This is a genomic window from Pseudoalteromonas ruthenica (assembly GCF_008808095.1).
Lineage (GTDB): Bacteria > Pseudomonadota > Gammaproteobacteria > Enterobacterales > Alteromonadaceae > Pseudoalteromonas > Pseudoalteromonas ruthenica.
Genome location: NZ_CP023396.1, coordinates 845,053 through 869,556, shown reverse-complemented (window position 1 = coordinate 869,556; position 24,504 = coordinate 845,053). Strand labels below are relative to the sequence as shown.

At 49.0% G+C, this 24,504-nt stretch carries 22 protein-coding genes and 1 tRNA gene; 12 read left to right on the top strand and 11 right to left on the bottom strand.

The genetic code is table 11. From position 1 onward, the window contains the following. The first annotated feature begins 41 nt into the window (after positions 1–41). The gene (locus tag PRUTH_RS04185; RefSeq protein WP_268837949.1) at positions 42–1,310 is read left to right on the top strand and encodes an ATP-binding protein; all 1,269 of its coding nucleotides are present in this window, start codon (positions 42–44) and stop codon (positions 1,308–1,310) included. Positions 1,311–1,317: 7 nt separating this feature from the next. After that, a complete protein-coding gene (locus PRUTH_RS04180; protein WP_022943805.1) occupies positions 1,318–1,728 on the top strand; it encodes a lysozyme inhibitor LprI family protein in 411 nt (136 codons plus the stop codon). On the opposite strand, the gene PRUTH_RS04175 is transcribed toward PRUTH_RS04180, so the two are convergent. Beyond that, on the bottom strand, positions 1,725–2,771 hold the full coding sequence (locus tag PRUTH_RS04175) for an AI-2E family transporter (RefSeq protein ID WP_045978403.1): 1,047 nt from the start codon (positions 2,769–2,771) through the stop codon (positions 1,725–1,727). The two genes, PRUTH_RS04180 and PRUTH_RS04175, sit on opposite strands and share 4 nt — an antisense overlap. Before the next feature lie 157 nt (positions 2,772–2,928). Here PRUTH_RS04175 and PRUTH_RS04170 point away from each other — a divergent pair, with 157 nt between their 5' ends. Next, complete coding sequence (locus PRUTH_RS04170) at positions 2,929–3,819, top strand: TIGR01777 family oxidoreductase (RefSeq protein WP_151172596.1); 891 nt, start codon at positions 2,929–2,931, stop codon at positions 3,817–3,819. 30 nt (positions 3,820–3,849) lie between these two features. Here PRUTH_RS04170 and PRUTH_RS04165 read toward each other — a convergent pair whose 3' ends face one another. Together PRUTH_RS04165 and PRUTH_RS04160 are read right to left on the bottom strand one after the other, a co-directional pair. Further along, positions 3,850–6,351, bottom strand: coding sequence for an ABC transporter permease (locus PRUTH_RS04165; RefSeq protein ID WP_022943808.1), 2,502 nt, complete (start codon positions 6,349–6,351; stop codon positions 3,850–3,852). Beyond that, positions 6,341–7,057 carry an ABC transporter ATP-binding protein gene (locus tag PRUTH_RS04160; RefSeq protein WP_138587619.1) on the bottom strand — a complete coding sequence of 239 codons (717 nt, stop codon included), beginning with the start codon at positions 7,055–7,057 and terminating at the stop codon, positions 6,341–6,343. The genes PRUTH_RS04165 and PRUTH_RS04160 overlap by 11 nt, the downstream gene beginning before the upstream one ends. Here PRUTH_RS04160 and PRUTH_RS04155 point away from each other — a divergent pair, their 5' ends adjacent. The 3 genes from PRUTH_RS04155 to PRUTH_RS04145 all read left to right on the top strand — a co-directional run bounded on the left by PRUTH_RS04155 (position 7,058) and on the right by PRUTH_RS04145 (position 8,829). Further along, positions 7,058–7,678: an arylesterase gene (locus PRUTH_RS04155; RefSeq protein ID WP_151172595.1), complete on the top strand. Its 621-nt coding sequence runs from the start codon at positions 7,058–7,060 to the stop codon at positions 7,676–7,678. Positions 7,679–7,831: 153 nt separating this feature from the next. Next, positions 7,832–7,908, top strand: a tRNA-Pro gene (locus PRUTH_RS04150). Positions 7,909–8,343: 435 nt separating this feature from the next. Then, positions 8,344–8,829, top strand: coding sequence for an acyltransferase (locus PRUTH_RS04145; RefSeq protein WP_306669447.1), 486 nt, complete (start codon positions 8,344–8,346; stop codon positions 8,827–8,829). 29 nt (positions 8,830–8,858) lie between these two features. Here the strand turns inward: PRUTH_RS04145 and PRUTH_RS04140 are convergent, their stop codons facing one another. After that, positions 8,859–9,107 carry a hypothetical protein gene (locus tag PRUTH_RS04140; RefSeq protein ID WP_151172594.1) on the bottom strand — a complete coding sequence of 83 codons (249 nt, stop codon included), beginning with the start codon at positions 9,105–9,107 and terminating at the stop codon, positions 8,859–8,861. 173 nt (positions 9,108–9,280) lie between these two features. Between PRUTH_RS04140 and PRUTH_RS04135 the strand changes: the two genes are divergently transcribed. Further along, positions 9,281–9,865, top strand: coding sequence for a hypothetical protein (locus tag PRUTH_RS04135; protein WP_151172593.1), 585 nt, complete (start codon positions 9,281–9,283; stop codon positions 9,863–9,865). A 41-nt stretch (positions 9,866–9,906) separates the two neighbouring features. Here PRUTH_RS04135 and PRUTH_RS04130 read toward each other — a convergent pair whose 3' ends face one another. Beyond that, on the bottom strand, positions 9,907–11,229 hold the full coding sequence (locus tag PRUTH_RS04130; protein ID WP_151172592.1) for an ABC1 kinase family protein: 1,323 nt from the start codon (positions 11,227–11,229) through the stop codon (positions 9,907–9,909). Between the two features lie 249 nt (positions 11,230–11,478). Here PRUTH_RS04130 and PRUTH_RS04125 point away from each other — a divergent pair, with 249 nt between their 5' ends. The 4 genes from PRUTH_RS04125 (at position 11,479) to PRUTH_RS04110 (ending at position 15,231) form a co-directional block, all read left to right on the top strand. Continuing rightward, positions 11,479–11,967, top strand: coding sequence for a helix-turn-helix domain-containing protein (locus PRUTH_RS04125; RefSeq protein ID WP_151172591.1), 489 nt, complete (start codon positions 11,479–11,481; stop codon positions 11,965–11,967). 54 nt (positions 11,968–12,021) lie between these two features. Continuing rightward, positions 12,022–12,438, top strand: coding sequence for a hypothetical protein (locus tag PRUTH_RS04120; protein WP_151172590.1), 417 nt, complete (start codon positions 12,022–12,024; stop codon positions 12,436–12,438). A 153-nt stretch (positions 12,439–12,591) separates the two neighbouring features. Then, on the top strand, positions 12,592–13,626 hold the full coding sequence (locus tag PRUTH_RS04115) for a CNNM domain-containing protein (RefSeq protein WP_151172589.1): 1,035 nt from the start codon (positions 12,592–12,594) through the stop codon (positions 13,624–13,626). A gap of 93 nt (positions 13,627–13,719) precedes the next feature. Next, a complete protein-coding gene (locus PRUTH_RS04110; RefSeq protein ID WP_151172588.1) occupies positions 13,720–15,231 on the top strand; it encodes a leucyl aminopeptidase in 1,512 nt (503 codons plus the stop codon). Between the two features lie 104 nt (positions 15,232–15,335). Here PRUTH_RS04110 and exaC read toward each other — a convergent pair whose 3' ends face one another. Further along, positions 15,336–16,856 carry an acetaldehyde dehydrogenase ExaC gene (gene exaC / locus PRUTH_RS04105; protein ID WP_045978412.1) on the bottom strand — a complete coding sequence of 507 codons (1,521 nt, stop codon included), beginning with the start codon at positions 16,854–16,856 and terminating at the stop codon, positions 15,336–15,338. A gap of 138 nt (positions 16,857–16,994) precedes the next feature. On the opposite strand from exaC, the gene PRUTH_RS04100 reads away from it, so the two are divergent. Continuing rightward, a complete protein-coding gene (locus PRUTH_RS04100) occupies positions 16,995–17,897 on the top strand; it encodes an AraC family transcriptional regulator (protein ID WP_151172587.1) in 903 nt (300 codons plus the stop codon). 47 nt (positions 17,898–17,944) lie between these two features. Here the strand turns inward: PRUTH_RS04100 and azu are convergent, their stop codons facing one another. From azu to prpB, 5 genes are all read right to left on the bottom strand, one after another. Beyond that, positions 17,945–18,385 (bottom strand): azurin, encoded by a 441-nt coding sequence (azu, locus tag PRUTH_RS04095; protein ID WP_022943820.1) that lies wholly within the window; start codon positions 18,383–18,385, stop codon positions 17,945–17,947. 192 nt (positions 18,386–18,577) lie between these two features. Beyond that, entirely contained in the window at positions 18,578–19,747 is a 1,170-nt protein-coding gene (gene prpF / locus PRUTH_RS04090) for a 2-methylaconitate cis-trans isomerase PrpF (protein ID WP_151172586.1), read from the bottom strand. Between the two features lie 43 nt (positions 19,748–19,790). Then, positions 19,791–22,379, bottom strand: a complete 2,589-nt coding sequence (gene acnD / locus PRUTH_RS04085; protein WP_151172585.1) for a Fe/S-dependent 2-methylisocitrate dehydratase AcnD — start codon at positions 22,377–22,379, stop codon at positions 19,791–19,793. 57 nt (positions 22,380–22,436) lie between these two features. Further along, entirely contained in the window at positions 22,437–23,561 is a 1,125-nt protein-coding gene (gene prpC, locus PRUTH_RS04080) for a bifunctional 2-methylcitrate synthase/citrate synthase (RefSeq protein WP_151172584.1), read from the bottom strand. A gap of 42 nt (positions 23,562–23,603) precedes the next feature. Next, positions 23,604–24,482, bottom strand: a complete 879-nt coding sequence (gene prpB / locus PRUTH_RS04075; RefSeq protein ID WP_053910898.1) for a methylisocitrate lyase — start codon at positions 24,480–24,482, stop codon at positions 23,604–23,606. Positions 24,483–24,504: the final 22 nt, after the last annotated feature.

The window sequence follows — 24,504 nt, the reverse complement described above, 5'->3', positions numbered from 1 at the left end:
TAAGACAAGGATTTATCCTTGTCTTTTTGTTGATCGTAGCCATGCCTATTTTATTTGCTTCGATTGGCAACGCGTATCGTGCCTCATTAGTGGAGGCCACTGAGAAAACCCTCGAAGCGCATTTATACTCGTTAATATCTGAAGTTGAATACAGTGAGCGTGGTGTAGAAATGCCGCGCAGTATTCTTGCCCCCGAGCTGAACCGCGTCACATCAGACACCTATGCCATGATTTATAATGGCAACGAGCGAGTCTGGCAAAGTGAGTCCGCCTTAAATATTGATTACAAGCCGGACTTAGTGATCACCGAAACCGGTAAAGCGGATTTTCGCCTCGTGACCGTCAATGGTCGCAAATACTGGCAACTGTCACTCACTGGGATCCTCGCGAATCTCGACCAAACCATTGAAGCCCGCTTCATTGTGGTTAAAAGTAACGATGGTTTATTAAGGCTGATGGAAGGGTTTAAGGAGACATCAATAAACTGGATGTTAATTATGGGTGTAGTGATCACCGTGTTGATGATCATCGGCTTTATCTGGAACTCTCGTCCATTACACCGCTTAGATAAAGAGATAAAAGCCATTGAATCGGGCGAAGGCACGCGTATCAAAGGCAACTACCCTGTTGAGCTGCAAAATATAAAAGCCGATTTGAACCTACTGTTGGAATCGCAACAGCGGCAAAAAGAGCGTTATCGCGCGTCTTTAAGTGACCTTGCCCACGCCCTGAAAACCCCCTTGGCTGTACTTAAGTCAAGCCCTATGGCCAGCGATGACGATGCCCAAGAGCAGTTGGACCGCATCAATGTGATGATCGAACACCAATTAAAGCGCGCAGCCACGGGTGCGTCCGATACATGGAAAAAACAAACACATATTAAGCCGGTAGCGGATTCTATCTTCAATGCCATGAGTAAAGTGTATCGTGATAAAGACATCGAATTCAGTGTCGATGTGAGCGACAAACACTTTTTCTTGGGCGATAAAACCGATTTAATGGAACTGCTTGGCAACCTCATTGATAACGCCTGTAAAGCCTGTGTCTCGCAGGTGAGTTTAAAGGTCGAGCAACGTAAGAAGCGTCTTAAACTGATGATTGAAGACGATGGTCCTGGCGTGCCTGAGGAGAAGCGTGAGTTGCTGTTGCAACGTGGTACCCGCCTTGATAGCTATGAAAGCGGGCACGGTGTGGGTATGGCCATTGTCGCTGATCTCGTAAACGGCTATCATGGTATTTTAAGCATTGACGACAGCCCCTTGGGCGGCGCTCGCTTTATGCTTGAGTTTGATTACCAAGAGATAACCTAACGTCATTATGAAACGTCACTTTTTTGTGTTAACCATTGGCCTCGGCGCCTGCTTGTTCAATACTGTTGATGCCAATGAAATTGCTCAATGCGCGCCGGTAGGCGAAACACCCGATAGTCGTCGTGACTATATCCAATGTCTTGACCGCCAGTTAGAGCTTTTGCGCCGAGATTTGACTGCGTGGCAGAATAAGCGTCAGCTGCAGCTCGAGAACTTCGCTAAGCAATCGGGGATCACTCAGCCATTGGATATTTATTTGCGCTCGCAACAGAGCTTTGACAGCTATCTTGAAGATAGCTGTCGGTGGCGTTATCTGCGTGTCATGCCCGACGCTGCGGCTGCGGCGATGGCGTATAAGCATTGTGAGTTACGGCTTATTGAGCAGCGTATCGACAGTTATCGCGTGCCACTGGATTAACCTTGGTCACTTTGCTTAGCGTCATCTACGTCGGCGCCAAGTAAGGTGGCAAGCCAGCGCCCTTCTTCGCTCTCTTCTAGGGCTATTTTCACCACCATAGTCAAAGGCACAGACAGCAGCATACCCACCGTGCCCAATAACCAACCCCAAAAGATTAACGATAAAAACACGACTAAGGTCGATAAGCCTAATCCCCGACCCATAAATTTAGGCTCGACCACGTTGCCCATCACCGCATTGATGACTAAGTATCCCATGCCCACAAAAGCCGCAGTCAATGGGTTTTGCGTGATCAAAGCCAATAATACCGGCGGCACAGCGGCGATAATAGAGCCGATATTGGGAATGTAGTTAAACATAAAGGCAACCACGCCCCACAAAATAAAGTAGTCGACGTCCAGCGCCCACAATAACATGGTCGCTAAAAAGCCTGTCGCTAAGCTAACTAAGGTTTTAATCGCCAAATACGAGTTAATGGACTCAAGAAAACGGTCTATTTGCGCCATTTTCATATCTGGGTCATCTAACGCTAAGTGAATTTTGCGACTAATACTGGGGCCTTCAAATAACATAAACACCACGGTAATGATGATTAAAAACAGGTTAGCCATCACCCCGCCTAGCCCAGTTAACATGTTGGTGGCTACATCAATCATTTTCCCAGGGTCAAACATTGAGATCAGTTGCTCTTTATTTAGGAAAATATTGTATTGCGCTAACGTGTTTACCGCCCACACAAACTCTTTCTTTAATTGCTCTTTATACTGCGGCAGGTTTTGCGAGAAATCATTCACCGACTGCCCTACTAAGCCGCCAATACTCAAAAGGACGGCGACCACCAGCAATATAACAATGCTCACTGCCACGCCTTTGGGAATTCGGTAGCGACCTAAAGTATCAATCAAAGGGTTGCAGATGATGGCAATGAATACCGATAGAATAAAAGGCACCACCAAGGCGCTTGCGGTTTTCACCCCTGCCAAAACCACCACCAAGGCGGCCATAACTAGGAGGCTTTTACTCGCTCCAGTGAAGCTGGGCACAGTTCGTTTCCTTAAAGCAGACAAGTGATGCTAGTTTAGGTGAGATACGATTGAAAATAAACCATTGATTGGCCATAGGAAATGATCTTAAATTCGCCAGTTTCGTAGTATTTGAACTAAACTAGAAACAAAGTGAATTAGCAACACGATGGCACCCATGCATATATTGATCACCGGAGCCACAGGGCTCATAGGTAGCGAACTTTACAAGCATTTACTTAACCACCATAGGGTTACGGTACTCACTCGCTCCCCCTCACGGGCGTACATAAAGTTGGGTCATCGTATTGAAGCCATCCAAAGCTTGGATGAGGTTGATTTTAATAATGTCGATATCGTGATCAATCTCGCCGGTGAGCCCATCGTTAATAAGCGTTGGAGCGAGCAACAAAAAAAGCGTATCTACGACTCCCGACTCAATACCACCGACGCTATCGTGGCGAAGATAAATGCCGCAGACAACAAACCGAAGGCGTTAATATCGGGCAGCGCCATTGGCTATTACGGCCGCCAAGGAGATGTGGAGATCACCGAAGACTTCAGCCACTGCTATGATGAATTTAGCCATCAGCTTTGTCGCGACTGGGAGGCAGCCGCAAACAAAGCACAAACCCGTGTGTGCTTGCTGCGTACCGGTATTGTGCTAAGTGCCCAAGGCGGTGCCTTAGGAAAAATGCTCCCCGCATTTCGCTTTGGCCTCGGTGGGCCCATAGGAGATGGCCAACAATACATGTCTTGGATCCACCTTGATGACATGGTGCAGCTAATTATGTACCTAATAAAATACGATCATATTAGCGGCGCCATCAACGCCACCGCGCCTAAGCCCGTCAATAATGAGGAATTCTCTAAAACGCTCGCTGAAGTACTGCGCCGCCCCGCCATCGTGCGCATGCCGGCCTTTGCATTACGGCTGATGATGGGAGAAATGGCCGATTTATTGCTCTATGGGCAAAATGTTCAACCCCAGCGGCTAATAGACGAGGGCTTTCGCTTTCGCCATCCCGAACTCAAACCTGCCCTGGCTCAACTCCTTAACCGCAATTAAAAAAGCCGCTTGTTAAAGCGGCCTTTTCGTCTACATCAGTTTGCGTAGCAAACCACTGGTGTTCTTGTTGAGTGTTCGCGCTATCATAGTGTATCCCAACAGTGCCACAAACAAAGCCCCCGCTACGGGCCCGATGAACCATATATCAGGGTGGAACTTTCCAGGTAGCTCAAATAACTGTCGCTGCACAATGAAAAGCGCCACATCGCTCACTAAGGCGGCAACTACGCCAGCTATCAACCCCAGTAGTAAGAATTCATACAAGGTGGCTCCTCGGATCAACTTTCCGCGAGCTCCCAAGGTGCGTAGAATAACGACCTCTTGCATCCGCTCACCCAAGCTCGCCTGGACTTGCGAAATTAGTACCAAGGCACCACAGACCACCACGATTGCCAGCACAAACCCTATGGCTAACGACACCTGCTCGATGGTTGAGCGAATTTGTTCGACAAAGTTGTCGACATCGATAGCCGTAATGGTGGGATACTGCCGCAATAGCTGAGTAAAGGCTTTATTTTCACCGTCATCAATACGTGCTGCCGCAATATAGGTTGCCGGAAATTCAGCGAGCAAGTCTGGGCTTAGGATCATAAAGAAGTTTGGTTTTAGGGTGGACCAATTCACCTCGCGAAAGCTGGTAACCTCGGCATCAAAGCTTTGCGAACCGATTAAAAAGGTAATGGTATCGCCCAGTTGAATCTCCAACCGCTCAGCCATTGACTGCTCAATAGAGACTTCTCCTTGGCTTTGCTCTGTAAACCACTGCCCTTTGGTTAGGGTGTTATGGCTTGGCATATCGCGAACCCACGTCAAGTTCAGCTCACGACCCACGCCAGAGCGTGCTTCTTCATCTTTTTTCTCGTTATCCTCTAATGACACTTCTCGCGCGACTTTCTCGCCATTGACGGCATTGACGCGCCCACGAATGGTCGGGTAAAAGCGCGACACCTCAATGTTATTAGCCGCGAGATAATCGGCAACGGGCTGTTTTTCTTGCTCGCTAATATTAACAAGAAACGCGTTAGGCGCATCCGCTGGTAATTGCGATTGCCAGTCATTGATCATGTCATTTTTAAGCACAATGAGAAACAGTAACAGCTTAATCGCCAGCGCAAAGCTGATTAATTGCACGGCATTGGCATTAGCCCGCTTTTGAATTGAAGCCAGCGCTAAAGACCAACTGTTACCGGGGCTGAGGCCGAGCTTTCGCCCTGTGCCAAAAATCACTTTTGAGGCGACAAACAGCACCACTACAACAAGGGCCGATGAGGCGAATAAGATTAGGGTAATTTTGATTTTACCGCTGAATAACCACATTAACCCAAAAACCGTTAACGCCGAGAGCGCGAGGTGGATTTTGCTCACCACCAACCTGTCACCGAGGTTTCGACGCAATACCCGTAACGGCGGAATATCAAATAAATCGAGCAGCGGCTTAATAGAAAACATCACCGCGCACACAACCCCGATGAATACCGCACTTAACCATGGGCGCAGCGACGCAGGTGGAAGGCTAATATCCATACTTTTAGCCATGTAGTCGGCGGCCACGTGCTGTAGCGAATACCCTACAGCAAGGCCAATAAGTAGTGAAAAACCACACACCAGTGACAAGTGCAGCAAATAAATGGCGCGTATTTGTGCACGAGCCCCGCCTAGGGTTTTCATCATTGCCACTGGGTCGTATTGGCGCTCGCAATAACGCTTTGCTGATACCGCAATAGCCACTGCCGCGAGAATAATGCCCAACAAACCTGCCAACAGTAAAAAGCGCTCCGATCGCTCTAGCGAATTAGCTATGGGCGACTGCCTGTCTTTCACCCCATACCAACGTTGGTTTTCGGCCAGTTGAGGTTTTAGCCATTGATAAAATGCTTCGACATCGTCACCATCGCCAGCATAGAGTTGACGGTAAAACACCCGACTCCCCGGTTGGATCACCTCAGTTTTGGCGATATCAGCTTCATTAAGCAACACCCGGCGACTGCCAGAGAAAATATTGAACGGCGCATCCGGCTCTTCGCTCAAAATATGGCTAACGGTGAAGGTGGCAGCACCTAACTCAACCTCATCGCCCACTTGCAGGTCCAATGAATACATCACTGTTTCATTGAGCCAAACGTTGCCCTCTTTAGGGCCGCCCTCGGCCACTTGCTCTTGGGCATCAAAATCGCTTTTAATGAGTAGCTCACCTTTAAGAGGATAGGCCGATGACGCTGCTTTTATTGCCGCCAGTTGCATGCGGTCATTGGCAAAGAGCATGGTATCGAAAAACGTGAGCTGCGCCGTTTTCAAGCCCATTTTCTGTGCTTGCTGGCGGTATTCATCTGGCAACGCATGGTTACTGGCCAGCGCTCTATCGGCGGCGATAAAAGCGTTGGATTTTTGCAAAATGGCCTGACCAATACGGTCAGTTACCGAGGACAAGGTCAACACCGTCATCACTGCTAACGCAATGGCTGCACATATCACCGTGAGCTCGCCTCGGCGCAGCTCTCTCAAAAACAGTCTAAATGCCAGTTTAGCCCACATTGACCTGCTCCTTCGGCTCACTCAACTCGGTTAGACTGCCGCCTTCGATGTGCAAAATACGGTCGCATCGCTGTGCCAGTGCTTCATCGTGTGTAACCAGTACCAGCGTGGTGCCTTGTTGTTGGTTAAGCTCAAACAACAGCTCTTCAATCATTTTACCGTTTTTACTGTCTAAGTTTGCCGAAGGCTCATCAGCAAACAGAATTTGCGGCGTACCAATAAAGGCACGAGCGATAGCAACTCGCTGCTGCTCACCACCCGAAAGCTGCGAAGGGTAATGCTCAACACGATGACTCAAACCGACCTTCTCCAACAGCGCCAGCGCCTGCTCTTTGGCATCATTTTGGTTGGCAAGCTCAGCTGGCAACATCACATTCTCAAGTGCACTGAGGCTTTGCACCAACATAAAGGATTGGAATACAAATCCGACTTTTTGCGCACGCAAGGCCGCGCGCCCTTCTTCGTCAAGTTGCTCCAAGGCATCACCATCTAAGGTAATGCTTCCCGAGCTTGCTACATCAAGCCCTGCTAACAAGCTCAACAATGTGGATTTACCCGAACCCGAGGCGCCAACAATGGCCACCGACTCGCCTGGCTTGACATTAAAGGTAATGTCGCTGAGGATCGTTAAATCGCCGTCAAGCGTATTAACGGACTTAGTTAATTCTTTGACTTGAATAATATTTAATTGAGATAACGCTGACATATGAGTGCTTCAATCCTACGTGTTTTTATCGTCTTACTGCTTGTCACTAAACCATTATTCGCTTGGGCTGACAATCAGATACTTGTCCTAGGTGACAGCTTAAGCGCAGCCTATGGGTTAAAACAACACCAAGGCTGGGTGCAATTGTTACAAGATACGTACGAACAACAAAATACGCCCACTACCCTGATTAATGCCAGTATAAGCGGTGAAACCACAGGGGGAGCACTGCGCCGCCTCGATGCGATTCTTAAAGAGCACACCCCTACCCATGTGCTCATTGAGCTTGGCGGGAACGACGGCTTGCGTGGTTTTCCCGTCACCAAAATGAAAGCCAACCTGCATGCACTAATAGATAAAAGCCGAGAGGCCGGTGCTGAGGTGGCGTTAATGCAAATTCGTATTCCACCCAATTATGGCCGCCGTTATACCGAGTTATTTGAGCAAAGCTTTGTTGATGTGGCCAAGGAAAAGCAAGTGACCTTGATGCCCTTCTTTGTAGAGCAAGTGGCGACCAACGGTGAATTAATGCAAAACGATAACATTCACCCTAATGCTGAAGCGCAGCCGGTCCTACGGGATATTATGAAAACACAAATCAGTAACTGGCTGAAAAAATAGCCTCTGATACACCAAAATAACTCAACAAAAGCGCTGAAAATTAGCGCTTTTTTCTTTTTTGTAATTAAATCGGCGAATATGAATGTTTTATAAGCAAACGCACCCGCCGACACTTGCATTTACAAAATATTTCCGTACTATTGCAATCCAAGTCGGCATATAGCGCAGCCTGGTAGCGCACTGTCATGGGGTGTCAGGGGTCGCAGGTTCAAATCCTGCTATGCCGACCATTCTTCTCCCCCTAGAATCAATTCGTTAGTATATCCTGCATAACTCATCTCGAAATTTCTCTATTAATTCAGTAGTTAAACACTGCTTTGATTTTTTTTAAACGCACTTTGCTATCACAATCTAGCCACTAATTCGCTTCCTCACAGTACACCATCCACCAGCCAGTTATTCTAAATTCCTTATGGGATACTGGGCCCAGAAACAATATAAAGCGCTTGATACCAGTACGTGTTCACCAGTTTTCACTTAGTCTGAGAACTAACAGACTATTTGTTGGGTATGTGTGTTGAGCTGGAGATAGCAGGTGTATAGCCGAACTCGTAAAACTTTATAAAACAATAGTTAAAATTGGCACATAGCAGCACTGATGGTAAGTTTACTCTAGTCGGTTGTGAGCTGAAGTTAGTTCACACAAGCCCGCTTTGTACGTGGCTATGTTCATCATCTCTATGATAAAGGCCTTTATGCTGTCACTTGGTCAATATGTAAAAAGAACAAATGGCGTGCCCATGGGGGCAACGCACTCATTGAGGAATATGCTTTATCGCGCCTTTGGAGCAGGCTCGTTCGCAACCTTTTGGCATTACTGGAACCCCATCTGGGGCTATTACTTGTCGCGTTATATTATGCGCCCTCTTAATATCTACTTACCTAAGGCGTTAGCTGTGTGGATTACGTTTTTGTTCAGTGGTGCGCTGCATGATTTAGCGGTCTCCCTGATCAAATGGCAGCTAATTGTGTTTTTCACTCCATGGTTTGGCTTGATGGGTGCACTGGCATTAATATCAACCCCCAAGAGGCTCTCCTATACAGCCGCCCCTTGGTTGGTTCGAGCAACGACAAATGCTCTTTTGCTAGGCGTATCGCTCATGGTTACTTATGCTCTGGAAAACCTACTCGCTCATCATTGGATAGTCTAACGTCGAATTACCTTGAGCCTAGAGCCTCTCTAATCACCTGTCGCCGAGTGGCGCTTATCCTGCCAATACTGGTATAGGTTATAGGTAATGCCCAAAAAGCAAATGGCGCTAATGAGCCCTGCAGGGCCAAACACCAGTAGTAAATTTGCTTGATAGCCAACGACCGCCAACACGGCGCAGATGCCGCCAATGATCAACTCAATGATGAGTGTTTCCCAATCGGTACTAAAGGTACGATTGATCGTTCTTGCGGCGTAATGATTTACTTTAAAGCCCATATCATCCCTAATTTATATATTAGTCATATAGTTACATCTCAGTACTTCGAGCTAGTTAATTCTTAGCTCGTACAGCTAAACGCAATAAAAATAATAATAATTTCTTATTCTTATAACATAAATACATGGTAAGTTACACGTATTAGGGACAACCAATTTGACAAGGAATTTCTATGTTAAAAACAAAACTAATCGCAGCGGCTATTACCCTAGCTTCAGGTACTGCATTCGCTCAAACTGCTGTTTTCCCCGGAGCAGCACATTGTTTTGAAGACTCAGCGCTAAAAGCAGAGGCTATAAACAACCTTATTGCTTCATCAGGTGAATTAAATGCGCTAACCCAAGTGGCCTTGGAAGAAGTCGGTGCTTCTGCCAATGGTTATTTCATCTTTGATCCGAAATTTTCGCGCACAGAGCGCTTCTTCCACTGTAGTGTGCCGCTGAACGAAAACATGGGGAATGTGACCCTTACCGTCCATGGTATTACTCAAGGTCTTAATGTATCAGCCGGAGGCTGTCTAATCTCTCGAATTCGTAAAACGCCTGATGGTGGCAAAGACAAATGGCTTCGTTTTGGTACTGGTAAAGGGTTTGATTGGACAGATATATCAGATGATACTATCTCGTCTAAGCAATTCGTGAATTATGTCACCACAATTGATAATAACTTTGAGCCAGACGCAATCTTGAACTTACAGTGCCGTACTACATGGCAGACAGGTTCAGTCTCTGTAGGTCAAATCGAAATAAACTACTAATCTCTTAACCCCTCCCGTTTTTGTCCCTAATTAGGTGTGAGTTAGCTCACACCACTACTTTTTCTTTGCTCATTAAAAATATCGCTAACATTAACCTTCGCCTGCAGCTTAGCTGCAATTAAGAATAGCCCAGCGAGTTTGCGATGAATAAACAGTGCATCCACAGGGGGGCTGTGCCATTGCTGTTCGCGACTGCTCATTGCCAAGCCTTTTTGCTTGATTCTCGCAGCCAAATCACTGCTGGCAAAGTCGTACTCACCGTCTGCCGTTAGCGGTTCACAGGCCAAAGCAAAAATATCGAGCACGTTATGCTCATAGGCTTTATCCACATCATCACTAAAATAACCGATATCACGGGCCGCTTGCGCCATGACACCGCGATCGCCTGTTATGGCGCCCTGAATAAGCTGCCAATACCCCCGACTAATGGGCTCACTAATGGCGCGGGTCGCACCAAAATCGAGCAGTACAATACGACCGGTGTCGCGCTGATACAGGTAATTAGCAAAATTGGGGTCGGTTTGCATTAAGCGAAAGTCAAAGAGCTCATGCATAAACAGGGTGAGTAGATGTATCACTAAACGATTGCGCTCTTCTTGCGTACAGCTAAGCGCCTGCTCAATAGCCTCGCCCTCAACGAATTCCATGGCTAAAATCTGCGTAGTGCACAGCTCGCTCTGCGCTTTTGGCACCACAAAGTGTGAACTTGGCCCCAGCTTTTCTTGGTACTGGTTCATGTAATGCGCCTCTAGGGTGTAGTCCGCTTCATTAAGCAGCTGAGCTTTCGCCTCGGCAATTAGCTCGTCAATGTCCAATCCTTTTGGCAGTAAACCAGTGAGCTTAAGCAGCCTCACGACATTATCCACATCGCTTTCAATGCTTTTGGCGACCCCAGGGTATTGCACTTTCACGGCTAGCTTTGTGCCGCTATCAGTGTATGCACGGTGTACCTGGCCGATGGATGCCGCAGCGAAAGGACGCAGCTCAAAATTAGCCAAACCGTCTAGCCAATGAGCTCCCCATTGCTGCTTTAGGGTTTGGGTCAGCTGCTTATGTGGCATGGGTGTGGCTTTATTACGCAACCGCGACAACAGTGCACTGAGTTCTGGGCTTAATAGCTCGCCGGCGTCCATCGACAATAACTGACCGAGTTTCATCGCCGCACCACGCAAATGCGCCAATTGCTGCGCCAATTGCTCAATATTTTTGCTGTTTAACACTAACTCTTTGGTGCTTTTATTTTGCCCTGTGACCATGGATTTTAAGCCGCCATAGGCAACATTGCTGGCTACTCGCCCCGCCAATGAACCAAATCGTAAGGCCCGGGAGAACTTGGAAGTGGGCACTGCTTTATCTTTACTCATTTGCGTGTTGGTTGTGATCTTAAAACTATGACTTAGTACGAAAAAAGCCGAAAAAACGATCGAGCAACCCGTATGTTTACCGCCAAGTTGCATTTGTTTAAATTGCATGCAAGGCTTGTGTAAGCCACTAATAACAGGCGCTGGCGCTTGAGTGTCGTAAAAGTGTCGGCTAGATAACACATCGCTAACGTACAGTAGGAGCGGGTCACTTGCTAATTTAAAGGCTCAGTTAGCAAGGAGACCACAACAATGAAAATGAACGTCAATACTACAGAAATTAAAAACCAACGAGATAAACGTTGCCTATCACAAGAGCAGCTTGCCGAGATAGCCGGATTGAGCTTACGCACGGTGCAAAGAATAGAAGCCAAAGGCGTGGCCTCCGGCGAGTCCATTAAAAGCATTGCTGCCGCCCTTGATTTAGATTGCCAGCAATTACTGGCTGCGCAATCGACAACGAACAATACCCAGGCACCTGTGCCACCATCACAGCCTATACCTTCTCGACCTTTACCTGCATCGCAACACCTGCGAGTAAAATACTTCATTGGGCTGCTGGCGGTGATTGTCGCAAACTGTTTTGGTTTTTGGGGGATATACTCCGCTTTTCAAAGTGGCAGCATTGACCAACAGACCATGACCCTACTTAAAGATACCGTTGCCATCACGCTGTTATTGTCTATCGCGGTTATTTGTTATCGCGGTTGGCGTAAACAGGTTTTTAAATTCGACTTATAAGTTCATGCCCTGCACTCCTTGCTAACTGATTCAATTAACAAAAAGGAGAGCACCATGTTCAACGATAAATTAGTAATAAAATCTGTAATACTGGCTTTTTTAGCTTATCTGCTGGTTGCCACAATCGCCAGTGCCGTAGCAATCCAAGTTTGGCTGCCCGAAGGAGTGGATATAGCTCAGGCGCAAAGCTTAGCGAGCCAAGATATGAGCTTAACTGTACTGATCTTAGCCATTGGCGCTAGCGCATGCATATTGACGGGGATGTTGGTGACCTACATGACTAAAAGCCAAGGTTTACGCAATGCCCTGGCCTTGGCAATGCTCATCACACTGTATGGTTTGCTAAGCGTATTCACACACCTTGAGCAGCCGCTGATGGTTCATTTTGCCAAATTAGCGCTGCCCACACTTGCAGTAATAACCGGGGCATATTGGGTTATTCACAGCACCCAAGCCAAGCTGGCAGGCTAGTCCCAAACGCGGGCTGAACATAAGTTTTAGCCCGCGTTATTTTGATTGCCATATTGTCATAAGGTCGCGCTTGATCTATTGTTTTTGACCTCAATATACATGCTTTGCGTATAGCATTTTTCAACTAACTAAGAAGGATTGCCCAGAGCAACCATGATATTACTTATCGCTTTCGCGGTGCTATCTATCGCCGTGTCGTTTATTTGTTCTGTTCTTGAAGCAGCATTGCTATCCATTACCCCCAGCTTTATCGCCAAGCAAAAGCTTGAACACCCACAGCGTTACACCCAACTCAAGCGCTTAAAAGATCGCATCGACCAACCTTTGGCTGCCATTCTTACCTTAAACACGGTAGCCCACACCGTCGGCGCTGCGGGTGTCGGTGCGCAAGTCACCGTGGTGTTTGGGAATGGTTACTTAGGCATTGCCTCAGCGGTGATGACCATTCTTATTTTATTGCTCTCGGAGATCATCCCGAAAACCCTAGGTGCGCGGTTCTGGCCGCAAATTGCGGTGGCCATGCCTCCACTGCTCAACTTTTTAATATGGGTACTCAAGCCATTTATTTGGATATCAGACAGAATTACTCGACTGCTTGGCGGCAGCGCCACTGAGGAAGATTTGCGCGTCGAGTTAAAAGCCTTGGCATCACTGGGAGCAGAAATAAACAGTATTGATGACAGTGAGCACCGCGCTATCGCCAACATTCTTGACCTTCATACCATCAAGGTGCGCGATATTATGACGCCGCGCATTGTATGTGAAACGCTCAAACCCGATGCCCATCTTAGTGAGGTGCGTGAAAAAGTAATCGAGAGCCAATTTTCTCGCTTCCCACTGCTTGATGACGATGAAGCCCCACATGGGGTGTTATTTAAAAGTGATTTAATTGCCACCGGCGACAAAGAATACGCTATTGAGCTGGCGCGTAAGGCTAAAGTGGTTGCCAATAACATCAGCGTGGAACACTTGTTAAGCCAGTTAATTGAAGAGCAGCAACACATGTGCTTGGTGTATGATGAATACGGCTCATGGCAAGGTTTAATCACCTTAGAAGACATCATAGAAACCATTATTGGCCAAGCTATTTTGGATGAAACCGACCAAATTGCTAACATGCGCCGTTTCGCGCGCCGACGCTGGTTGCAGCGCAAGAAGCATGAGCGTCGCTCACAATCAGGGCGTTAGTCGGCAAAAACCCGCGATTGAACGACAAACTGTTATCAAATGCACTGAAATAAGGTAAAAAGGCAGCGATTTAACGTATTAAAGGGAAAGTCTATGTCGTACCTTAAACTCAGTGCATTGTCGTTAGCCATGGTTGCAGCCAGCAGCCATGGGGCCGATATCCAATTCCATAGCGAATTAGCAAGTAACGGCACTTTGGTGTTGCTGCAAGAGCAAGACCAAACGCTCAATACCTCAGTGTTATCACCACAAGCGCAACAACAATTACAAAAAGCACTTAACACCGCCCAGTTTAACGGCGAGTATAATAAGCATGTACAGCTTCTAGCCCCTGTAGACTCAAACTATGAACGCGTCGTTGTCGTCGGCCTTGGCGCTCAGGATGAGCTTGATGCAGCGCGTATCGCCAAACTCGGTGGCAACGTGCATGGCCTGCTTGAGGGCATGAAGGTGACGACGGCAAACATCGATTTTGCCACTATCAATGGGCAGCTATCTAATACCGAATTAGCGGCTCAATTTGCCCATGGCGTTAACCTGCGCGACCACAGCTTCGACACCTATAAACAAAGCGATGCAGCAAAGACGACGCTAAGCTATCACTTTGATGTTGCTGATCAAGCGCGCGCCGAGCAGGCATATCAAGCCTTAAGTCATATCGAGCAAGGTGTATTTTTAGCCCGCGACCTCACCTCCGAGGTGCCGAGCGCCTTAACCCCTGTAGAGTTTGCACAAGCAGCGCAGCAACTAGGCGAACTTGGTGTTAAAGTCGAGGTATTGGGGCCTGAGCAGATTAAAGCCCTCGGCATGGGGGCGTTGGAAGGCGTTGGCCGAGGCAGCAAGGACGGTGCTCGACTGGTTGTCGCACATTATCAAGGCAGCGATGACGCACCCATTGCTTTGGTTGGTAAAGGCATTACCTTTGATTCGGGCGGCTATAGTATTAAAACCGGCGCTTCAATCGCACGGATGAAATCCGACATGGCCGGTGCTGCGGCGGTGCTAGGTACCGTAAAAGCCATGGCACTGAGCAAAGCCGACGTTAATGTCGTTGCCGTAATGGGCATGGCCGCCAACATGGTGTCTGAAACCGCCATAGCGCCGGGAGACATCCTGCGCACCGCTGAAGGCTTAAGTGTCGAGGTACTCAATACCGACGCCGAAGGCCGGTTAGTGCTCAGCGATGCCATGTGGTATGCGCGCAGCCAGTTTAAGCCGCAGATTATGGTGGATGTAGCCACACTCACTGGCTCAAAAGTACGCGCCGTAGGCAATCGCTATAGCGCAATTTTCTCTGATGACGAGCAATTAGTCAGCGAATTAACGGCAGCAGGCAAAGCGGTGAATGAGCAAGTATGGCGCTTACCTTTAGGCTATAAAGACAAGTTAAAGTCAGACATTGCTGATATTCAAAACATCGGCTCAGGAGGCCCGGGAGCAACCACGGCGGCTTCATTCTTACAACACTTTGCTGGAGACACTCGCTGGGTTCACCTCGATATTGCCGGTAATGCGTTAGCGAGCAAGGCTGACGGTGAAGTGAATATAGGCGGCACCGGCTACGGGGTCAGGCTACTAAGCGAATGGTTACTCAAAACCAAATAAGGTTCACTGATAGCGCACTATGAGTCAGTTATGGGCAGGGGTTACCTGCCCTTTTTTGTTGTCTTGCCAAGGAAATATATCAAGACGTTATGGGGGATGGTGAGTTAGAAAAACCCTAAGGCGTTATCACTGTAGCTAACCAGTAGGTTTTTGGTTTGCTGATAGTGCTCAAGCATCATCTTATGCGTTTCGCGGCCAACACCCGATTTTTTATAACCGCCAAACGCGGCATGGGCAGGATAATGATGATAACAATTGGTCCACACCCGACCCGCCTCAATAGCTCGACCAACCCGATAGGCACGATTCATATCCCGCGTCCAAAGCCCTGCGCCCAACCCAAACTCGGTATCGTTGGCAATGGCAATCGCTTCTTGTTCGTCCTTAAAGGTAGTGACACTGACCACAGGACCAAAGATTTCCTCGCGGAACACCCGCATTTGATTGTGCCCTTTGAGTAAGGTCGGCTGAATATAAAAACCATTATTAAGCTCATTGTCGAAGCGTTCGGCATCACCGCCGATAAGCACTTCGGCACCTTCTTCCTTGCCGATGCTAAAGTAACTCATGATTTTATCGAATTGCTGCTGGGAGGCTTGAGCGCCAACCATGGTGTCGGTATCGAGCGGATTACCGCGTTTAATTTGCTTGGTGCGGGCAATTACCCGGGCGATAAATTCGTCGTACATACTCTCTTGTACTAATAACCGCGATGGACAAGTACACACTTCCCCTTGATTGAAAAAGGCCAGCACGGCGCCTTCAACGCACTTATCAATAAATTCATCACTTTGATTCAATACATCGGCAAAATAGACATTGGGAGATTTACCGCCTAATTCCACCGTGGAGGGAATGATATTCTCGGCGGCACACTTAAGAATATGCGCTCCCACCGGGGTCGAGCCGGTAAAGGCAATTTTTGCAATGCGCGTGCTGCTGGCCAATGCCTGACCCGCTTCGGCGCCATAGCCATTGACCACATTAAGCACCCCCGCAGGCAAAATATCGCCAATGAGTTCGATAAATTTCAAAATGGATACTGGGGTTTGCTCCGCCGGTTTGAGCACCACACTGTTCCCTGCCGCCAGTGCCGGTGCTAGTTTCCACGCCGCCATCAACAACGGAAAATTCCAGGGAATAATTTGCCCAACCACCCCTAAAGGCTCGTAAAAATGATAGGCCACGGTATGCTCATCTAAATCACCAATACTGCCCTCTTGAGCGCGAATACAGCCGGCAAAATAACGAAAGTGATCGGCCACCAGGGGAATATCGGCATTCAGCGTCTCGCGCACTGCTTTACCGTTATCCCAGGTTTCAGCAACGGCCAGCTGCTCGCTGTGCTCTTGCACCCGCTGAGCAATCGCCAGCAATAAGTTGCTGCGCTCTGTCACCGATGTTTTGCCCCATGATTGCTGTGCTTGGTGCGCCGCATCCAAGGCCAGTTCAATGTCTTTTGCACACGATTGCGGGATTTTACAAATAACCTCCCCAGTCACCGGTGTGGTGTTATCAAAATACCGACCTTGCACCGGGCTTACCCATTGACCACCAATGTAATTCTCATATTGCGGCTTAAAATCAACCACCGCACCGGGAGTATTAGGATTTGCGTATATCATCGTTATTGTCCTTGTTGTTGCATCACTGCAAAACTACACAACTTTGCCCGTGAAGCGGTTGTCTTTACATCCAAAGCGCTTGACTAAATGTCCATTTTTTAGCCATGCTAGAGCAAGCACAAAGCAAAGGAATTAAACATGTTATATGGCAACCCCAGCGCTTTCGACAGCGTCCACACTCTTATTGACCATCGCAGTGTCGTGAATGCGCCTGGCATTCAATTGTGCATGTATGAAACCTTTGAGCGCTGTGAACAAGTCCCCTTTCGCACCGATGAGCTGATGTTTTGTGCCATGGTCGAGGGTAAAAAGGTAATGCATCACCAAAGCTTACAGCAGGCGCGGGATTTCACCCCAGGGCAAAGCTTTGTTATCGCCGCCGATGAGCAGGTGCACATCGACTTTCCATTAGCGACCCTAGAGCGTCCAACCCGTTGCCTGACCCTTGAAGTCGACGCCGAGCGCATCGCCAATGTAGCCGAGCAAATGTCATTAAGCGCCCAGTGCAGCTATCAGGATCAGCAACCTGCGACTCTGCAGCTTACCCATAGCACCACCACCGAGGCCATCTACCAGCGCTTGGCCGGGGCATTTACGGAAAATAAAAGCGACAGAGCCTTACTGATTGAGCTGGCAACCACCGAGCTGATTGTGCGGCTACTACGCGAACAAGATCATCACGCGTTATTGCGCTGCGCTTTACACGACCCGCAGGCAACCGCTCTTCATCAAGTCTTAAGCCACATTGAGCAGCATATTGCCGCCCCACTCGATGTGGATACCCTTGCTCGCCTCGCCTGTATGAGCCGCAGCAAATTCTTTAGTGAGTTTCGCCGCCATTTGGGCATGACTCCCCATGCTTACATTCTTAAGCGCCGTTTAGAACATGCAGGTTTAATGCTAGAGCGCTCTAAAGCCGTCACCGAAACTTGCTTTGCCTGTGGGTTCAATAGTATTAGTCATTTTAGCCGCAGCTTTAAGCAGTACTACGGGCAAGCGCCGAGCGCTTATATTGCACAAAATAACAAGAGCGAAAGGTAAAGGCGGGAAAGAGAGCAAAGCCGAGCGGACGCTCGGCTTGTTTGGCGTTAGATAAGCTTGAAAGTGCCTTTCATTAACGCTGAGTGGCCAGGGAACGAGCAGAAAAACATATACTCGCCGTCAGCACTCATATCTTTGGTAGAAAATTCCACCGTGGTTTGCTCACCGCCGCCAATGATGTCGGTAGCAGCAATAATGCGCTCATCACCTGCAGGCAGGTAGTTGTTATCTAAGCCCGCGCCCATACCGGCACTGGCTACAGCCTGCATGTCACCTTTAGTGGTTAGCACCCAGTTATGACCCATTGATTTCTTAGGGATCTTACCTGTGTGCTTAAGCGTGACTTTAACTGTTTCACAGCTTTTAGGGACTTCCATTGATTTTTTATTAAATTGCATTGCGTCGTTACCTTCGATGGTAAATTCGCAATTGGCAAAGGTCATTGACGAAAAGAACAAAGCCGCAATGGCAGTGAGAGATTTAAACATACCTTTCTCCGTAATGTTAATAGCTATCATTAAGATTATTAAATAAAACCCAAAAAAGCAACAGAATTAGCCATAATCGCTTGATAGCAAAGCTTTATTGACTGTTTTTCAGTACGGCAGTTACGGTAGCAGAGATCAGCTCTGGGTACAAAAAAACCGAGCAACCCTCAAGGTGCTCGGTTTTTTTGAGTGTCACGATTGCGGTTCAGGAACGTAAACCCAGCCTGCCATCAGTCGTCGCGCGCTGCGGCTCATGCTGACGCTGTGCACGTCACAATCTTGGGATTGCATCGTCACCTTCGCTCCCACCTGCAAAGTCCCTGAGGGGTGTCCGAAGGTCACGCCGTTGCGCGTTTGCCCACCGGCGGCAATATTCACTAAGGTGCCGGGTATCGCAGCGGCAGTAGCAATGGCTACGGCGGCGGTGCCCATCATCGCATGGTGTAATTTGCCCATTGATAAAGCGCGTACTTGCACATCAATGTCATCGCCATTGATTGCTTTACCGCTGGAGGCAGTATAATCGCTCGGCGGTGCCACCATAGCAATTTTCGGTGTATGCTGACGCGCTTGCGCCTCGTCGATATCCTTGATGAGCCCCATTTTTAAGGCGCCATAGGCACGGATACGCTCAAAACGAGCCAGCGCCTCAGGGTCGCCATTAATGTGTTCTTGCAATTCATTACCACGATACCCCAATGCCTCGGCATTAACGAAAATAGTGGGGATCCCAGCATTGATAAAGCTGGCTTTAAGCTCCCCTTCGCCCGGCACCGCTAGGCTATCCACTGCGTTACCCGTTGGCAGCACTGCGCCCTCACCCACCGGCGAGATAAAATCAATTTTGACCTCTGCGGCAGGAAAAGTAACACCATCGAGCTCAAAATCACCCAGCTCTTGTACTAACCCATCTTGCATGGGTACATGGGCAATAATGGTTTTCTCAATATTGGCCTGCCAAATACGCACCTCGGCGATGCCGTTTTCAGGAATTCGGTGGTTATCGACTAGGCCATTATTGATGGCAAACGCGCCCACCGCTGCGGTTAAATTGCCACAGTTACCGCTCCAATCGATGAATGCTTTATCTATGGCCACTTGACCAAACAAATAGTCAACATCGTGCTCGGCTTGCGTACTTTTTGAGAGGATCACCGTTTTACTGGTGCTGGATGTCGCCCCACCCATGCCATCGGTGTGTTTACCATAGGGGTCGGGACTGCCGATAACACGGAGCAACAAGGCATCACGATAAGGTCCGGGTTGTTGCGCTGGCTCAGGTAAGTCATCGAGTGCGAAAAACACCCCTTTGCTGGTGCCGCCGCGCATGTATGTGGCCGGTATTTTTATTTGTTGTAACATTTATCTACCTCAGTCAAGGTGGGCCGCAGCCCACCTGTTGTTGCTAGGTGGTGGCCTCGAGGAAGTCCTTCGCAAAACGCTGCAATACCCCGCCGGCGCTGTAAATCGACAGCTCTTCCTGGGTATCGAGACGGCATTTGCTAGTAATTGTGAGCTCGTCGCCATTGGCACGGGTAATGCGCACTTCAAGACTGGCTCCCGGTGCTGGCTCACCCACCACACTGTAGGTTTCACTGCCATCGAGGGCCAAGGTCTTGCGATTTTCACCGGCGCTGAACTCCAGCGGCAACACACCCATACCAATCAGGTTGGTACGGTGAATGCGCTCAAAGCCTTCGGCTAAGATCACTTCCACACCCGCTAAGCGTACGCCTTTGGCGGCCCAGTCCCGTGATGAGCCCTGACCATAATCAGCACCAGCGACGATAATCAGCGGCTGTTTGCGCTGCATGTAGGTTTCTATTGCTTCCCACATACGCATGACTTCGCCTTGCGGCTCTAAACGCGTCAACGAGCCCTCTTGCACTTCCCCGTCAACTACGGCCATTTCGTTGCGTAGTCTTGGGTTAGCAAAGGTCGCCCGTTGAGCAGTTAGATGGTCACCACGGTGCGTGGCATAAGAGTTAAAGTCTTCCTCCGGCACCCCCATCGACGCTAAATATTCCCCCGCCGCACTGCTGGCGAGGATGGCGTTTGATGGCGACAGGTGATCGGTGGTGATATTATCCCCTAATACCGCTAAAGGGCGCAGATCCGTGAGTGTACGCTCTGCTGCCAACGCGCCTTCCCAGTAAGGCGGACGACGAATGTAGGTGCTTTTTTCTCGCCACTGATAGAGCGGGTCGTTTTTCTCGCCATAGTCGACACTTAAATCGAACATCGGCTCATAGACCTGACGGAAATGCTCCGGCTTAACGCTCTTGGCAATCACCGCATCGATTTCTTCATCGCTTGGCCATAGGTCTTTTAAGGTAATGGCATTGCCATCGCTATCATGACCTAGAATATCCTTTTCAATATCAAAGCGAATGGTACCGGCAATGGCGTAGGCAACCACCAAAGGCGGTGATGCTAAAAACGCTTGCTTAGCGTAGGGATGGATACGACCATCAAAGTTACGATTCCCTGAGAGCACCGCTGTGGCGTAAAGATCTCGCTCCACCACTTCTTTTTGAATTTGCGGGTCGAGTGCGCCACTCATACCGTTACAGGATGTACAGGCAAAACCGACCACACCAAAACCTAACTGCTCCAACTCGGGCAGCAGATTGGCTTCTTCAAGATAGAGTTTTACCGCTTTTGAGCCCGACGCCAGTGAGGTTTTCACCCAAGGCTTACGCATTAAACCGTGTTTATTGGCGTTACGCGCTAACAACCCGGCAGCTATCACATTACGTGGGTTTGAGGTATTGGTACAGCTGGTGATGGCGGCAATGATCACCGCTCCATCGGGCATTAACCCAGGCTGTTGCTCAACTTCTTTGGCTATGCCTCGTGCTTGCAAATCGGCGGTCGCGAGGCGAGCATGAGGGTTTGATGGCCCAGCTAAGTTGCGACCCACGGCACTTAAATCAAAACGCAATACCCGCTCATACTGAGCTTGGGTCATCGCATCTGCCCACAGGCCTGTGTGTTTCGCGTACTGCTCAACTAACTGTACCTGCTCGTCATCACGACCGGTGAGTTTAAGATAATCAATGGTTTGTTCATCGATATAGAACATTGCCGCTGTGGCACCATATTCAGGTGTCATATTGGAAATGGTGGCGCGATCGCCCAAAGTAAGGTGGCTTGCGCCCTCGCCGAAAAACTCTAAGTAGCTTGAAACAACACGCTGCTGACGTAAAAACTCGGTTAGCGCCAGGACAATGTCGGTTGCGGTAATGCCCGGTTGGGGCTTACCGGTTAGCTCCACACCAACAATATCAGGCAAGCGCATATAAGAAGCTCGCCCGAGCATCACGCTTTCGGCTTCTAGGCCGCCAACGCCCACGGCAATAACGCCTAACGCGTCCACATGCGGGGTATGGCTATCGGTGCCCACTAGGGTATCTGGAAAGGCAACCCCATCACGGGCTTGGATCACCGGCGACATCTTCTCCAGGTTAATCTGGTGCATAATGCCGTTGCCCGGTGGGATCACATCGACATTCTTGAACGCTGTTTTGGTCCAGTTAATAAAGTGGAAGCGATCTTCGTTGCGGCGGTCTTCAATGGCGCGGTTTTTCTCAAAGGCATCCTCTTCAAACCCTGCATGTTCCACCGCCAGTGAATGGTCAACGATCAGCTGGGTTGGCACCACAGGGTTAACCTTGGCCGGATCGCCGCCTTTCGCGGCGATAGCGTCACGCAAACCGGCTAAATCCACCAGCGCGGTTTGCCCCAAAATATCGTGACACACCACCCGAGCTGGGTACCAAGGAAAATCCAAATCGCGTTTACGGTAAATAAGTTGCTCTAAGCTCGCGGTTAACTGCGCTGGTTCGCAGCGACGCACAAGGTTCTCAGCCAGAACTTTTGAGGTGTAAGGGAGCTTGGCATAAGCCCCCGGCTCAATGGCATCCACCGCCTCTTGGGTATCGTAGTAAATCAGATCCGAGTTGGGCAGCGGCTTACGGTATAAAGAATTCATAATTCGCTCTACATTGCAGAAAAAGGCAGCCCAAAGGCTGCCATAAAGAAACGGTGTTTAGCGCTCGCTCATCGCGGGCACGGGACGAGAATCCGGGCCAGTGTATTCGGCGCTTGGACGGATAATACGGTTATTGGCACGTTGCTCTTTAACATGAGCAGTCCAGCCAGTAACGCGACTCATCACGAAAATAGGCGTGAATAGCTTCGTGGGGATGCCCATAAAGTGATACGCCGAGGCATGGAAGAAATCGGCATTACAGAACAGCTTTTTCTCGCGCCACATTACTTCTTCACAGCGCACCGACACGGGGTAAAGCACATCATCGCCCACCTCTTTCGCCAAGCGCTCTGAGTATTTCTTAATGATCACATTGCGTGGGTCACTCTCACGATAAATGGCGTGGCCAAAGCCCATGATTTTGTCTTTTCGTGCCAGCATGCTCATCAACTCTTGCTCGGCGTGTTCGGCGTCTTTAAAGCCTTCAATCATATCCATCGCCGCTTCATTGGCACCGCCATGCAGTGGACCACGCAATGAGCCAATGGCACCGGTTACGCATGAATGAATGTCTGACAAGGTTGAGGCACACACACGAGCGGTAAAGGTTGAGGCGTTAAATTCATGCTCAGCATACAGGATCAACGACACATTCATTACGTCAGCAAACAGTTGTGATGGCGCTTTGTCATGTAACAGATGTAAGAAATGCGCCCCCACAGTGTCATCATCGGTTTCTACGTCAATACGCACACCGTCATGGGTAAAGCGATACCAATAACAGATAATGCTTGGGAAAATAGCCACCATGCGGTCGATAGCATCATCGGCATTGGCAAAATCAGTTTCGGTTTCTAGGTTACCAAGCATAGAACAGCCGGTACGCATCACGTCCATCGGGTGTGCATCTTTAGGGATGGTCTCTAACACGCTTTTCAGCGCTTGCGGTAGGCCCCGTAGCGACTTTAGTTTGGCTTTGTATTCAACCAGCTGGCCTTGGTTTGGCAACTCGCCGCGCGATAATAAATACGCCACCTCTTCAAATTGCACCTTATCAGCCAGCTCACTGATATCGTAACCACGATAGGTCAGCCCTGAGCCACTTTTGCCTACTGTACACAACGCCGTTTCGCCGGCCACTTGTCCGCGCAAGCCTGCGCCACCTAATGCTTTATCTACCATTTTCTTGCTCCTGAGTTTTTTCCTGTTGAAACTGTCAATGCGTTACTTGTTTTTGCCTTCGGCAAACAAGGCGTCGAGCTTTTTCTCGTATTCGTGATAGCCCAAATAATCGTACAGATCCATGCGTGTTTGCATCTCATCTAGTACCGCTTTTTGGTCGCCATTTTCAAGAATTGATTTATACACATTCTCCGCCGCTTTATTCATGGCACGGAACGCCGACAGCGGGTAAAGCACCATATCCACGCCCCACTCGCCCAGCTCTTTGCGATTCCAAAGCTCGGTTTTACCAAACTCGGTAATATTGGCGAGAATCGGCACATCAAGGGCCTCAGCAAAGGCGCGATAGTGCTCCTCGGTTTGCACCGCTTCTGCGAATATGCCATCGGCACCGGCGGCCACGTAGGCTTTTGCGCGTTCAATGGCGGCCTCTAGACCTTCTTGAGCAAACGAGTCGGTGCGCGCCATAATGAAAAAGTCAGGGTCAGTGCGCGCATCAACGGCGGCTTTAATGCGATCAACCATCTCGTCAACTGAGACGATTTCTTTATTCGGGCGGTGACCACAGCGCTTTTGCGCCACCTGATCTTCCATATGCACCGCTGCGGCCCCGGCTTTTTCCATATCGCGAATGGTTTTAGCGATATTGAATGCGCCGCCCCAACCGGTATCGATATCAACCAACAGAGGTAAGTCACAGGCCGAAGTAATACGTTGCACATCGGCAATTACGTCGTTCAATGAGGTCATGCCCAAATCGGGCAACCCATAAGAAGCGTTGGCTACGCCACCACCTGAGAGGTAAATTGCCTGATGACCCAGTTGTTTGGCCATAATGGCGCAGTAAGCATTGATGGTGCCCACTACTTGCAACGGCTTGTTTGCCGCCAATGCTTGTCTAAATTTCTTTCCTGCGGACATGGGGTTCTCCTGTTAGATGCGC

Bases quoted from the DNA above. Each gene is read 5' to 3' on its own strand.
- PRUTH_RS04185 (WP_268837949.1), top strand. From the start codon at position 42: ATGCCTATTTTATTTGCTTCGATTGGCAACGCGTATCGTGCCTCATTA.
- PRUTH_RS04180 (WP_022943805.1), top strand. From the start codon at position 1,318: ATGAAACGTCACTTTTTTGTGTTAACCATTGGCCTCGGCGCCTGCTTG.
- PRUTH_RS04170 (WP_151172596.1), top strand. From the start codon at position 2,929: ATGCATATATTGATCACCGGAGCCACAGGGCTCATAGGTAGCGAACTT.
- PRUTH_RS04165 (WP_022943808.1), bottom strand. From the start codon at position 6,351: ATGTGGGCTAAACTGGCATTTAGACTGTTTTTGAGAGAGCTGCGCCGA.
- PRUTH_RS04160 (WP_138587619.1), bottom strand. From the start codon at position 7,057: ATGTCAGCGTTATCTCAATTAAATATTATTCAAGTCAAAGAATTAACT.
- PRUTH_RS04155 (WP_151172595.1), top strand. From the start codon at position 7,058: ATGAGTGCTTCAATCCTACGTGTTTTTATCGTCTTACTGCTTGTCACT.
- PRUTH_RS04145 (WP_306669447.1), top strand. From the start codon at position 8,344: ATGTTCATCATCTCTATGATAAAGGCCTTTATGCTGTCACTTGGTCAA.
- PRUTH_RS04140 (WP_151172594.1), bottom strand. From the start codon at position 9,107: ATGGGCTTTAAAGTAAATCATTACGCCGCAAGAACGATCAATCGTACC.
- PRUTH_RS04135 (WP_151172593.1), top strand. From the start codon at position 9,281: ATGTTAAAAACAAAACTAATCGCAGCGGCTATTACCCTAGCTTCAGGT.
- PRUTH_RS04130 (WP_151172592.1), bottom strand. From the start codon at position 11,229: ATGAGTAAAGATAAAGCAGTGCCCACTTCCAAGTTCTCCCGGGCCTTA.
- PRUTH_RS04125 (WP_151172591.1), top strand. From the start codon at position 11,479: ATGAAAATGAACGTCAATACTACAGAAATTAAAAACCAACGAGATAAA.
- PRUTH_RS04120 (WP_151172590.1), top strand. From the start codon at position 12,022: ATGTTCAACGATAAATTAGTAATAAAATCTGTAATACTGGCTTTTTTA.
- PRUTH_RS04115 (WP_151172589.1), top strand. From the start codon at position 12,592: ATGATATTACTTATCGCTTTCGCGGTGCTATCTATCGCCGTGTCGTTT.
- PRUTH_RS04110 (WP_151172588.1), top strand. From the start codon at position 13,720: ATGTCGTACCTTAAACTCAGTGCATTGTCGTTAGCCATGGTTGCAGCC.
- exaC (WP_045978412.1), bottom strand. From the start codon at position 16,856: ATGATATACGCAAATCCTAATACTCCCGGTGCGGTGGTTGATTTTAAG.
- PRUTH_RS04100 (WP_151172587.1), top strand. From the start codon at position 16,995: ATGTTATATGGCAACCCCAGCGCTTTCGACAGCGTCCACACTCTTATT.
- azu (WP_022943820.1), bottom strand. From the start codon at position 18,385: ATGTTTAAATCTCTCACTGCCATTGCGGCTTTGTTCTTTTCGTCAATG.
- prpF (WP_151172586.1), bottom strand. From the start codon at position 19,747: ATGTTACAACAAATAAAAATACCGGCCACATACATGCGCGGCGGCACC.
- acnD (WP_151172585.1), bottom strand. From the start codon at position 22,379: ATGAATTCTTTATACCGTAAGCCGCTGCCCAACTCGGATCTGATTTAC.
- prpC (WP_151172584.1), bottom strand. From the start codon at position 23,561: ATGGTAGATAAAGCATTAGGTGGCGCAGGCTTGCGCGGACAAGTGGCC.
- prpB (WP_053910898.1), bottom strand. From the start codon at position 24,482: ATGTCCGCAGGAAAGAAATTTAGACAAGCATTGGCGGCAAACAAGCCG.